Here is an 11,945-nt window from a genome sequence, read left to right on the forward strand (position 1 = left end):
CCCTTCCGGCAGTTGCTCCAGCGCTTGTTCCACAATTCGCATGCTTTGTTTTACTTCTTCCATTCGCACCACATAACGGTCCCAGCTGTCCCCTACTTCTCCCAAAGGAACCTCAAAATCAAAGCGGTCATAAATGCTGTACGGCTCTACTTTGCGCAAATCATACGCCACACCGGACGCACGCAGCGCCGGTCCGGTCAGCCCCATGGCAATCGCCCGCTCGCCGGAAATAACAGCAGTGTTTTTTAAGCGTTCGTAGAGAATTTCATTGCCTGTCAAAAGGCCGTGATACTCCTCCAGCATCGCCGGAAAATCCGCCAGAAAACGCCGCAGTTCCGGCACAAAAGCGTCCGGAATGTCTGCAGATACGCCGCCAAAGCGAATATAGCTATAGGTCTGACGCGCCCCGCAAGCCATGTCGAACAAGTCCAAAATGCGTTCGCGCCCGCGGAAACCAAACATCATGCCGGTCGAAGCCCCCAGGTCAATCGCCAACGAGCCCATACAGATCAAATGGCTGGCAATCCGGTTGAGCTCCACCATGATAATGCGCAAGTACTCGGCGCGCTCCGGAATTTCAATACCCATCAATTTTTCCACAGTCTGGCAGTACCCCAGATTGTTACACATAGAAGAAACGTAATCCAAACGGTCTGTATAAGGAATAAACTGCGCATAAGTGCGGCTTTCCGCCAGTTTTTCAATGCCGCGATGCAAATACCCCATATGCGGCACCGCCTGCACTACTTCTTCGCCGTCCAGCTCCAACACCACCTGCAGCACTCCGTGCGTACTGGGATGCTGCGGTCCCATATTGAGCGTGTATGTTTCTGTTTTTACCATCAGTTACACCCTCTCTGTACCACTGCGGCACTACCAGCGCCCAGTTTGAAAGATTTACGCAACGGATGCTCGGTATACTCTTCCGGCATCAAAATGCGCCGCAAATCAGGATGTCCAGTAAAGCGGATGCCCATTAAATCATACACTTCGCGCTCCTGAAAATCAGCAGCCGGCCATATGGACGTCACTGACGGCACTTCAGAACCCTCTGCCGGACAACAAGTCTTCACCACAATCGTCTGCCGCAATGCCATGGAATACACATGATAAATCACGTCCAAATGCTCTTCATAGTCCACTGCCGTCAAGTTGCGCAGCATGATAAACTGATATTCCTCGTGATTGCGTAGCCATTGCATTAACTCCACTAACCGCCCGGCTTCCACCCGCAATGCCTGTTGGCTTTCTTCGCCAATGATTTCGCTGTAGTCGCTATGACACGCTTGAATCGCGGTCAGCAGTTCTGTCGTCGTCATGCTTTGTCCCTCACAATTTCTCCGTCCTGGATTTTACGCTTCAGTTCCAGCATACCATGAATCAGTGCTTCCGGCCGAGGCGGGCAGCCGGGAATATAAATGTCTACCGGCAAAATTTGATCCACGCCCGGTACTACGGAATACGAATCCACAAAAGGACCGCCGGAATTAGCGCAGCTGCCCATGGCAATAACATATTTAGGCTCTGGCATCTGTTCGTAAAGGCGCTTCAACGGCCCAGCCATAGCCCAAGTCAACGTACCGGCAACGATCAGCAAGTCCGCCTGTCGCGGCGATGCCCGAAACACTTCATAGCCAAAGCGAGACAGGTCAAAGCGCGCCGCAGCGGCCGACATCATCTCAATAGCACAGCAGGCAAGCCCTGAAGACAGCGGCCATAATGAATTGCTTCGCGCCCATTTCAACACCATGTCCATGCTGGCAACAATTATATTTTTATGCAAGAGCTCCTGATCCCGCTCCGCCTGCGTCTGCAATTTGGTCATTTCCATTCCAAAGCCCCTTTCCTCCAGGCATATCCCAGACCCACCAGCAAAATGCTCAGAAAAATAAACATTTCTACAAAGGCAAAAACGCCTAGCTGCTGAAATTTGATAGCCCAGAGATACAAGAATACAGTTTCAATATCAAAAGCGACAAATACAAGTGCATAAAGGAAATAACTGGCCCGAAACTGAATCCAAGTCTCCCCTACCGTATCAACGCCACACTCATACGGCAAGGACTTCTCCACTCCTGGATTTTTGGGGCGAATGAAAAATGCAGTTACCAAGGCCATCAAGGGAAACACCAAAGCAACCGCTAATAGCAAACCGATATTCCCAAAATCCTGCAACATCTTACCATCCTCCTTTTGCTTTTCCGCAAGTGCTCACCATGAAACGATACCGCTCACATTGCTACATTTGCGTATTAATTTAAATTAAATAAAAGTATTCTGTATACATTTATTGATATTTATATTTTAGACTTCCTTTTTCACACTGTCAATTTTAATTAGTTTTCAATAATAATTCTGAAAATAACACTTTTTAAGCAACTATTGCCATTTTTCAAGTTGAATACACAATATAATGTAATGTTCTACTGCATTTTCTTTTATTGCAAAACATTTCACTGCCTTATAAAACTAAAAAACGATGCCTAAAAATAGCATCGTTTCGCAGTGCAACTTCATGCGAATGCCTCTATTTTTAGAAAAATTCGCTTCAGTTTTCAGTATCCGATTGTACAGCAACTATTACGATTATAGTATATCATCAAGAACAGAATTTTCCAATAAATCAATTTAATTCGTAGCAGTTTTTCCGATTTAAAGTGTGTCTTCTTCACCCCACCGACGAAAACCTGGTGTTTCAATCCCCAATTTGTCGAGAATTTTCCCAGCAATCTGCCGGTTCATATCTTCCAAACTCACCGGCTTCTGGTAATAAGAAATTACCGGCGGCAAAAGCAGTGCGCCCGCCTCCGCTACCGCCAATAAATTTCGCAAGTGAATGATCCCCAGAGGACTTTCCCTCGGCGCCAAGATCAGCGGCCGCCGCTCCTTGAGAGTGACATCCGCCGCACGCAAAAGCAGATTATCCGAATAGCCGCTGGCAATACCGGCTACGGTTTTCATACTGCAAGGCACCACAAGCATGCCCTCCGTCTTAAAGGTGCCGCTGGCAATGCGCGCCCCTACATTACTATTGTCATATATATGATCCGCCCATTGCAGCACCTCGTCCACAGTATGCTCCGTCTCCGCGGCAATCGTCAACTCAGCTCCCCGTGAAAGCACCAAATGCGTCTCATACGCAGGATTCGCCCGCAGTACCCGCAGAATTTCAATTCCCAGAACCACCCCGCTGGCACCACTCATGGCTACAACGACTCTCTTTTTTTCCGGCACTGACATGCACGCTTCCTCTTTTCGTCTAAATTCTAAAGTGATTGTTATTCAATTCTTCAAAATCTCCCAAGATTCCTGCCATCTCTTGCTGGCCACTGCACAAGCGGCAAAAAGAAAAGACCGCTTACGCGGTCTTCGAGATACAGAAGGAACAAGAGTCGCGATGAGAACCAGAGAATACGAATGAGGGTTGCAAAGCTTAATCAGCGCTCTCCCACCGATAAAAGGCGAAGACCCAAATCAGTCACAGTTTGCAGATCCTCTGCAGGTCCGCGTCCTGATGTGGTCAGGTAATTCCCCAGCAGCATGCCATTGATACCGGATAAAAAGCCTAGCGGCGCTAATTCTCCCAAAGCATGCTCTCTGCCACCTGCATAGCGAATACTTTTACGAGGAAGAATCATCCTAAAGACAGCAAATGCTTGCAAAATTTCTAAAGGTCTTATTTTCTTTTGCTCAGCTAATGCCGTTCCCGGTATCGCGTTCAATATATTAATCGGCACCGCATCTACATCCAATTCTTTTAGCGCAAAAGCCAGTTCCACCCGCTGCTTCCAAGACTCACCCATGCCAAGAATACCGCCAGCGCAAATTTGCATTCCTGCAGCTTTAACGCTTTTTACCGTTTCAACCCGTTCCTCGTAGGTATGGGTCGTACAAATTTCCGGAAAATAACTTGCGCTAGCTTCTAAATTATGATGGTACCTTGTCGCTCCCGCTTCTTTTAGGGCTGCTGCGTGTTCCTGACGCAAAAGTCCTAAAGAGCAACAACAGTGCAGCTTTGTATCTTTGACGATCCGCCGCACCGCCTTAAGAATACTACCAAAATCCTTATCTTGATCCATGCCGCAGCCAGCTGTAACGATGGAAAAACGGTAGGCTCCTTCTTTTTGAGCTTTTTGAGCCGCAGCCACAATATCTTCTTCTTTCATTAATGGATAGGCGTCAAACTTCACTTCATGGTGTACAGATTGAGCGCAAAATTTACAGTCCTCCGAACAATTTCCTGAACGGGCATTTACGATTTCACACGTATCCACGGTTTTGCCTGTGAATTTTTCTCGCACCTTATTTGCCACCGCTAACAACAGCGGAACATCTTCTTCTGCTATTTGCGTTAGTGAAAGCGCCTCTTCAAATGTTAACTCGCCTCCAGACAACACTTTTTTCCCTAATGAAAAAATCAAATCATAGCTCATTTTCCACCACTCCTTATTGTACTTAGCAATAAACTTTCTTCATTTCTCGTTTCCTCGTTAACCCTGTTCCAAGGTAAGTTAACTATGTATGCAAAAAAATAACGTCCTATTGACGTTTGTCTTTATCATATCGCATCTCTCATTAAAAGTAAACCACGTGCAAATTTCAAGTTAACAATCGTAGAAGGAAACAAACAACAACGCCCAGCTCATTTAGAACCGGGCGTTGTTGTTTGTTTTAATATTTTTGGTACGCCAGTACAGCTGCACAACAAGCTGCAAGTATTCCTAAACCAACCAAGAACATCAACCCTCCAACATAGCTGCCTGAAGCGCTGATAAAGAATCCTATAAGCACCGGTGAAAAAGCCGAACCTCCGTTGGAAACGCCGTTCATCATACCGGCGCCAGCTCCAATAGCCTTGCCGGGCACAATGTGCTGCACCATAGCCCAAGCCGGAGCAATCCCAAGGCCAATCGAAGCAATGCCTACGGAAATCAATAAAGCGGCTGTTGTGTTATCCGGCGCATAAGCGCCGAAATAGATTCCCGCTGCCGCGCCAAGCATGGACACGAAACACAGCGGCGCACGGCGACCGATTTTGTCGGAAATATAGCCAGACGCCAGCACACTGACAATACCGAGGACATAAGGAAGCGACGACCAAGCGCCCATAGCGGCCCAAGAAAACCCTCGCGCCACTTTTAGGTACGAAGGCAGCCAAGCCATGGTTCCCCAGAAGATCGAGGCCAAGCAAAAATAGTACAGAGTGACCAGCCAAAAGCGATAATCGAAAATAAAAGCTTTCATGTTATCCCACAACGTACTGTGGCCCGCCTGCGCCTCCAGCTCTTTTTCAGCTTTTTGGCCTTCTTCAATCAAATCGCGTTCCGCCTGATTGGCGCCTTTATGCTGGTGCGGATGATCAGTCGTATAAAACCATAATAGAATCAGAGGCAGCAATCCAAAGCCAACAAGGATGAAAAAGCTGGTGCGCCAGCCAAAGGACTGAATGGCCCAAGTCAAAAACGGCATAGCCAACGCTGGTCCAGCCATCAGACCGACCACCCACACAGCGTTCGCCTTGCCCCTTTCGTGGGGCGGGAACCAGTTCTTGACATACTTGCTCTGCATAGGCCAATGCATGCCCTCCCCGATACCAAGGATGACACGAGCGGCCAGCATGATGGTGAAGGTCGACGCAATGCCGCCGATAAAGAGCGACAGACACCACAAGAAGATGGAAAGGCACATAGCCTTCCTTGGTCCTAAGTAGTCTCCAATGGGGCTGAGAAAAACGTTGGAAATACCATAAGCAATTAAAAATAAGGTCATAAGCAGGCCCATCTGCACCGGCTGTCCTTTGATGCCCATGTCGCTAAGAAACGTGTTATCCGCCAACAGCACGGAAACATTGACTCGATCTAAATAGGCAATCAGCAGGGTAACCAATAAAATCAAGACAAGAATGACCCTCTGTTTTGTGGGCTTTTCGCCCATTACAGCACCCATGTTTTCCATTCCTTCACCCTCCTTTGTTTGGTTTGTGATTCCGCCAAATATAACATAACATTAGGATGTTGTACTTATTCGCAGTATCTTTCCCAAATCCTTTCGTTTTTGTCACAAGTTTCAAATTTATTTATAAAAAGAAAAAACCGCTTGCGCGGTCTTGGGGAGAAAACTATTTTAGTTTCCACAGAGGTTCTTGAAGAAGCTTATCTTTCTTACCGCCTCCCGGCAGCCTAGCAACCTCGGAAGCCACTTCCGTCATGTTTTTCCAATAGCGTTGCGGCATTTGCGTCCTGCGACAAAGCGGATTATGACGCGCCTTAATTTCAATGCTTTTGTAAAACAGTTTCCATAACTCTTGGTAGGTTTGCTCCTCTGCATCCGGCGCAGGCAGCTCCAGTTCGTCTACCGGACAAATCCGGTACTGATAGGGCTGATATACCAAAGCCACGCCATGACTTTGATCATGAATCAGAAAGCGCTCTTCCGGAAAGCGCTGGCAAAAATGTTCCGCCAGCAACGGCAAGACAAAGTTCTTCGGCTCAATTTGGGCCGCTAATACACCGTTACCAGCCACAAAGCGAACAAAGCCTTTAAATAGATGGCTTTCTCTTTCTAAATGGCGCACCGCCTTAAACAAAGCATGCACCGTATCATCCGCCAGCATCTGCATTACTTCCGAACCATGCCGATAGCCTAAGCGCAAAAAAAGCAGCAAGTATACTTCCTTACGAGGCAGGCAGGTAAGAAACGCTTTTTGCACAAACTCCCAAGCTTCCGGGCAAATTTTCTGAGGAATCGATACGCGAACCCGCCGCGCTTTTTCCTGGTCAGTCGGAATCGCTTTTCCCTCAAAAAGCAGCGTTTCTACCGCTTCTCCCTGTATCACAATATCCCCTGGCAATTCTTTTTGAGCATAGCTTTCAAATACACAACAAAGCAATCCGTCTAACGTGCCATCATATCGATAGATCAGCTCAGGGCGCGCATACATGACAAAAAGGCCTCCCCTCTAGCCTCTCTTGCACCGCGTTCTTCCGGCGCAGCAAACAGTGACAGTTGTTGTTCCCCTAAAGCGGTTTCCCGCCGCACGCTTTTTCCTTCCGAATCGGTCAACAGCGCTTGCACAACTTGCGAACGCTTGGCTCGCAGCGCGGCAGCTCCTACACCGCCGCAGGTAATAAAATACTGCGCACGTTTTAAGACTACCCCTAACTTTTTCAGGCCTTCCAAGCGCAAAACCACCGTACGCCGCGAAGCTACAATCCGCTTGGCACTAACGACGCCAATGCCCGGTACCCGCAAAAGATCTTTGTAGCTAGCTCGGTTAACATCTACCGGAAAGCATTCCGGATGCTGCAGCGCCCATTGGCATTTGGGATCTAGGAAGGGATTAAAGTTAGGATTCTTCTCGTCCAGAAGTTCTTGCGCCGTAAAATTGTAAAACCGCAATAACCAGTCCGCCTGGTACAACCGGTGCTCCCGCCACAGCGGCGGTTTCGTATCTAACGCCGGCAGCAAAGCGGTTTCATTTACCGGCGTATAGGCGGAAAAAAATACGCGTTTCAACTGATAAGACTTATACAGTCCTTCCGTCAAATTAAGAATCTGCCGATCCGTATCCGGCGTCGCTCCAACAATCATCTGGGTACTCTGTCCTGCTGGCGCAAACTTGGGTGCATGACGATATTTTACAATGTCAGTGGTGTTTTCTAGGATTCTCTCTTTGATATGCTTCATAGGCGCTAAAATCGCCTGTTTTGACTTGTTGGGAGCCAACAGTTCCAGGCTGCGCTGCGATGGCAGTTCTATATTGATGCTCATTCGGTCCGCCAACAACCCCAATTGATCCGTTAGCCGATGATCGGCGCCTGGAATGGCTTTGGCGTGGATATACCCGTGAAAGCGATACTCCTCCCGCAAAATACGCAGCGTGGCAATCAATTGCTCGCAGGTATAGTCCGGGCTTTTGATTACGCCCGAGCTGACAAACAAGCCTTCAATATAATTGCGCCGGTAAAAGTTAATCGTCAATTCCGCCAGCTCCCGCGGCGTAAAAAAAGTGCGCGCCGTATCGTTCGAACAGCGATTGACGCAATATTGGCAGTCATAGATGCACACATTGGTCTGCAGCACCTTTAAAAGAGAAATACAGCGCCCATCTGCGGAAAAACTATGACAGATGCCAGCGGCGGCAGCGCTCCCTATTTGCCCGGCTTGCGCCCGCTTGTTCACGCCGCTGGACGTGCAGGCCACATCATACTTGGCTGCATCTGTTAAAATTTTCAGCTTCTCGAACACGTCCACTACGGCCACTTCCTTTTTACACTCACATCCTTATCTGCATTGTATCACGGAACATACGTTCGATTCAAGGTTTTTGTTACTTTCTTCGAACGCAATTCCGCCCGGCATTTTTTGCCTCGTATAAGGCGCTATCCGCTCTTTTATAAACCGAATCCAAGGATACATCCGCCTCTTCAACGCTGGCCACGCCAAAGCTCGCGGTTATATGCAGAGACGTTTCGCCTATGTTGATGGCAACACTTTCAATAATTTCCCGGATGCGCTCCGCCAACACTACTGCCTCAGAAATTGATGTTTCCGGCAGCAAAATAGCAAATTCTTCGCCCCCTACACGCCCCTCTAGATCATTCTTGCGCAACTGCGCATGTACAAGCTTGGCAAGTTCTTGCAAAACGATATCGCCTGCCTGATGTCCAAAGGTGTCGTTTACTTGTTTAAAATGATCAATATCATATAAAAGCAAGGCCAATTCTCTACTATAGCGGCGCGAACGCTCTACCTCCTGCTCGCCTAAGACAAAGAACTGACGTCGATTCAAAATGCCTGTCAAGGTATCGGTCGTTGCCAAACGCTGCAATTCTTCTTCCATCTTTTTTCTGGCGCTGATATCATTAATCGCCACCATAACTACCGGATTGCCAAACCATTCCATTTTTACCGCCGATGCGATTACCCAGAAAATTTGGCCCTCACGATTCTTAAGCTGCAGCTCCCGCCCTAATACCTTCCCTTTCTTTCGCAGTTCAGCAAACAATTTTAGGCGTTCCTTCTGTACCACATAAAAATCCGTAATTTTTAAAAGCATCGCTTCTTCTTGCGATACGTTGAAAAAACCTGCAGCCAACTGATTGCAATAGAGAATCGAATATTCCTCCAACCCACAGACAACAATTGGAAAGGGAGCGCCTTCGATCATAAGGCGAAAACGTTCTTCGCTATGACGCAGCTCATTCTCCTGCTGCTTGTTATGGAGCACAATGGCATATACTTTCCCTATTTTAGAAATTATCTCAAGGTCTTCTTGCGTATAATCTCGGGAAGAATTAGCCAAGGCGATTTGCCCCAGTAATTCCCCCGCAAACAGGACGGGTACCGATAAAAAATTAATCAACGGAACATGCCCTTCCGGCAAGCCTCGCGCCGACGGATGCCCCCCTGGATTATTCGTAAAATAGGCTGCTCTCGTATTCAAGGAATGCCCCCACAGCCCCTGATAAAGGTGATGCGGCCCCTCTGGCAGTGCATATAAAGCTGAATTCACGGAGCAAACATCCTTACGCATTTCTGTCAATGTATCACTAACATGCGCATTGGTATTAGGATCAATAGAGGAAACAAAGCCATGCTGGCTTTCGGTCAAGGCCTGTGATTTTTGCAAGACAATTTGGTACATTTCAGCAAAGGTAATACCCGGCCGAATAATGGCCGATACTAATTCCGCCAGTGTCGCATTCAGATCAATTTCTTTACCGGCTTCATCTATCATACGCGGTGTCCCTCTCTATAATAAAATTGCCTGCTGCCGTACGCAGCCGTCTCTGCTTCGCCTTCATTCCAGCACGATCTATGTTTTCTTTAATAATAATTATTCGCGCATTAGCAAATCATTTCCTTTAATTTTTCTGCGGTCGCACTCCTTTGCCAACAAGACGCGGCCCTACGATCGAGTAGGAGGCTGCCCATTAATTGAACAGCCGACCTCTCACACCACCGTACGTACCGTTCGGTATACGGCGGTTCAATAACTTGAGTGCAGTGCCTCGTATCGTTCGGCTATGTTGTCATAGCCAATCGATACGAGGTATTCGTTTGTTAATGACCTGCTTAAAATCCAGCTCCCGGCAACTCGCCAATAACCTCGCCGAGAATTTGCCCATTCTCTTGCTTTCGACTTATCAATGCCAAGACGTTTTAGGTTTTCGTATCTAGCAGACGGCTTCTTCCATTGCTTCCAGAAGATTTGTCGGATTCTTCTTCGCAGCCATTCGTTCAATTGTTTCATCTTGGAACTCATGGCTCCTATCGAATAGTAACCAAGCCAGCCTGTCGTATACCGTTTCAACTTACTTAGAATGTCAGAAACTGAATTCGCTTGCTTTCGGCTTGTCAGTTGCCTCAATCGTCCTTTAAACCTGTCCATCGCTTTAGCATGCGGGCGTATTCCTATGCTTTTGGTTACTTTGTACATAGAGAAGCCCAGAAACTTTAGTCTTAACGGGCTTCCGACTTTGCTTTTGGCTGTGTTCACCGTGAGTTTCAGTTTCTTTTCGAGATAATCTTTACAACCGGCCATCACGCGTTCGGCTGCTCGTTGGCTTTTGACGTATATGTTGCAGTCATCTGCATAACGGACAAATTTGTGCCCGCGCTTTTCCAGCATTCGGTCAAACGCTGTTAGATAGAGGTTCGAAAGCAACGGCGACAGATTCCCGCCTTGCGGCGTTCCTTCCATCGTCGCACTAACTAGCCCATTGAACATGACTCCGCTCTTGAGAAATTTGCGTATCAGGTTGACAACGGCTCGGTCTTGTATGACTTTCTTTATTTGTTCTATTAAGATGTCGTGGTTGACCGTGTCGAAGTACCGCGCGAGGTCTATGTCAACTACTTTTACATAGCCTTGCTTGTAGTATTCTTCCGCCTGCTTGATCGCCTGATGCGCACTACGCCCTGGTCTAAAACCGTAGCTGCTGTCGCTGAATTTCTCTTCCAACAATGGTGTCACTACCTGCACTATCGCCTGTTGAATCATTCGGTCGATTACGGTGGGTACGCCGAGATTTCTCGTCCCTCCATCTGATTTGGGGATTTGCACCCGTCTGACCGGTTTAGGCTTATACCAACCTCCGCGCAGGCTCTTTAAGAGCTCGTCTCTGTGTTCTTTCAAATATGGTAGCATTTCGGCTACCGTCATACCGTCTATGCCCGCGGCTCCGCCGTTTTCCACTACCCGCTTGTAGGCTTCGTTTAGATTATCTCTATGCAATATCTGTTCAAGCAGGTCTTCTGCACCGTCTTTCTCTGCGGTTTCCAGCATGGCAATACTCTGCACTCCGCTGTTACTCTCTGTTTCCAACATACCCTCGCAGCGGCAGCCGACCTTAGCCGTTTTCTGCTCTCTTCGCATTGCCTCACCTTCTTCTCGCTCAAAAGAGCTGTTATTGTTCGGTCCTTCCCGAAAAAAAAGCTTTCGGTACTATGACCTCTGCTGACTTCTTGCAATTGAGCCATACATCACTGTATGGGTTCTTCGAGTGTCATGGGGTTGCCAGTGTCTTTCGAAGCCTTGCAAGACCTCCCCGGTTAAGAACAGTAACCTTCATCCCATGTCACCGCCGCATTTACACCATGGAGTTCGGGTAGTGTTGGACTTTGTTTTGTGTGGCAAACTCGTCCGCTCCACAAATGCCTTATATGCGATTTCTTTTCGTCGGTGCAGGATTTTGCTTTCAGCTTCCTTCAGATTCCACCTCACGATGGACACCCTTGCTGTTCAGCTAATGGTTCCCACTACCAAGCCCATAGCGGACTTTCACCGCCTAGTTACTGCCCATGCCGGGCAAACCACAAAAGTCCTTGAAGCAGCTAGCTCCAAGGACTTTTGCATTATACAATATGTTTTTCTCAACTTACCCGGCTGTATGAACGGATTGCATTGCCTGTCTCATCCGCGTTAATCGACGAGTTTCCGC

At 47.8% G+C, this 11,945-nt stretch carries 11 protein-coding genes; all 11 read right to left on the reverse strand.

Features of this window, described 5'->3' with window-relative positions:
• Positions 1-843 (reverse strand): NADH-quinone oxidoreductase subunit D (locus PHF27_RS10815; RefSeq protein WP_300069724.1); only part of this gene is annotated, 843 nt, incomplete at its 3' end.
• A complete protein-coding gene (locus PHF27_RS10820; RefSeq protein ID WP_300069727.1) occupies positions 843-1,319 on the reverse strand; it encodes an NADH-quinone oxidoreductase subunit C in 477 nt (158 codons plus the stop codon). The genes PHF27_RS10815 and PHF27_RS10820, both read right to left, overlap by 1 nt.
• Positions 1,316-1,831 (reverse strand): NADH-quinone oxidoreductase subunit B, encoded by a 516-nt coding sequence (locus tag PHF27_RS10825; RefSeq protein ID WP_300069730.1) that lies wholly within the window; start codon positions 1,829-1,831, stop codon positions 1,316-1,318. The genes PHF27_RS10820 and PHF27_RS10825 overlap by 4 nt, the downstream gene beginning before the upstream one ends.
• Positions 1,822-2,178, reverse strand: a complete 357-nt coding sequence (gene ndhC / locus PHF27_RS10830) for an NADH-quinone oxidoreductase subunit A (RefSeq protein ID WP_300069733.1) — start codon at positions 2,176-2,178, stop codon at positions 1,822-1,824. Before ndhC ends, PHF27_RS10825 begins: the two co-directional genes overlap by 10 nt.
• A 474-nt stretch (positions 2,179-2,652) precedes the next feature.
• Positions 2,653-3,240, reverse strand: a complete 588-nt coding sequence (locus PHF27_RS10835) for a UbiX family flavin prenyltransferase (RefSeq protein ID WP_300069735.1) — start codon at positions 3,238-3,240, stop codon at positions 2,653-2,655.
• 197 nt (positions 3,241-3,437) lie between these two features.
• Positions 3,438-4,433, reverse strand: coding sequence for a biotin synthase BioB (gene bioB, locus PHF27_RS10840; protein WP_300069738.1), 996 nt, complete (start codon positions 4,431-4,433; stop codon positions 3,438-3,440).
• 238 nt (positions 4,434-4,671) lie between these two features.
• Positions 4,672-5,955 (reverse strand): MFS transporter, encoded by a 1,284-nt coding sequence (locus PHF27_RS10845; RefSeq protein WP_300069741.1) that lies wholly within the window; start codon positions 5,953-5,955, stop codon positions 4,672-4,674.
• 163 nt (positions 5,956-6,118) lie between these two features.
• Positions 6,119-6,940, reverse strand: coding sequence for a TIGR03915 family putative DNA repair protein (locus PHF27_RS10850; protein ID WP_300069745.1), 822 nt, complete (start codon positions 6,938-6,940; stop codon positions 6,119-6,121).
• Positions 6,919-8,253: a putative DNA modification/repair radical SAM protein gene (locus PHF27_RS10855; protein WP_300069748.1), complete on the reverse strand. Its 1,335-nt coding sequence runs from the start codon at positions 8,251-8,253 to the stop codon at positions 6,919-6,921. The genes PHF27_RS10850 and PHF27_RS10855 overlap by 22 nt, the downstream gene beginning before the upstream one ends.
• A gap of 76 nt (positions 8,254-8,329) precedes the next feature.
• A complete protein-coding gene (locus PHF27_RS10860; RefSeq protein ID WP_300069751.1) occupies positions 8,330-9,739 on the reverse strand; it encodes a diguanylate cyclase in 1,410 nt (469 codons plus the stop codon).
• 252 nt (positions 9,740-9,991) lie between these two features.
• Positions 9,992-11,380: a group II intron reverse transcriptase/maturase gene (ltrA, locus tag PHF27_RS10865; protein WP_300069754.1), complete on the reverse strand. Its 1,389-nt coding sequence runs from the start codon at positions 11,378-11,380 to the stop codon at positions 9,992-9,994.
• Between the last annotated feature and the right edge of the window lie 565 nt (positions 11,381-11,945).

Source organism: Anaeromusa sp. (assembly GCF_028691475.1).
In the GTDB taxonomy this organism is placed as follows: domain Bacteria; phylum Bacillota; class Negativicutes; order Anaeromusales; family Anaeromusaceae; genus Anaeromusa.

Excerpts from the sequence above, each read along its gene's own strand:
- PHF27_RS10820 (WP_300069727.1), bottom strand. The coding sequence starts at position 1,319 with ATGACGACGACAGAACTGCTGACCGCGATTCAAGCGTGTCATAGCGAC.
- PHF27_RS10825 (WP_300069730.1), bottom strand. The coding sequence starts at position 1,831 with ATGGAAATGACCAAATTGCAGACGCAGGCGGAGCGGGATCAGGAGCTC.
- ndhC (WP_300069733.1), bottom strand. The coding sequence starts at position 2,178 with ATGTTGCAGGATTTTGGGAATATCGGTTTGCTATTAGCGGTTGCTTTG.
- PHF27_RS10835 (WP_300069735.1), bottom strand. The coding sequence starts at position 3,240 with ATGTCAGTGCCGGAAAAAAAGAGAGTCGTTGTAGCCATGAGTGGTGCC.
- bioB (WP_300069738.1), bottom strand. The coding sequence starts at position 4,433 with ATGAGCTATGATTTGATTTTTTCATTAGGGAAAAAAGTGTTGTCTGGA.
- PHF27_RS10845 (WP_300069741.1), bottom strand. The coding sequence starts at position 5,955 with ATGGAAAACATGGGTGCTGTAATGGGCGAAAAGCCCACAAAACAGAGG.
- PHF27_RS10850 (WP_300069745.1), bottom strand. The coding sequence starts at position 6,940 with ATGTATGCGCGCCCTGAGCTGATCTATCGATATGATGGCACGTTAGAC.
- PHF27_RS10860 (WP_300069751.1), bottom strand. The coding sequence starts at position 9,739 with ATGATAGATGAAGCCGGTAAAGAAATTGATCTGAATGCGACACTGGCG.
- ltrA (WP_300069754.1), bottom strand. The coding sequence starts at position 11,380 with ATGCGAAGAGAGCAGAAAACGGCTAAGGTCGGCTGCCGCTGCGAGGGT.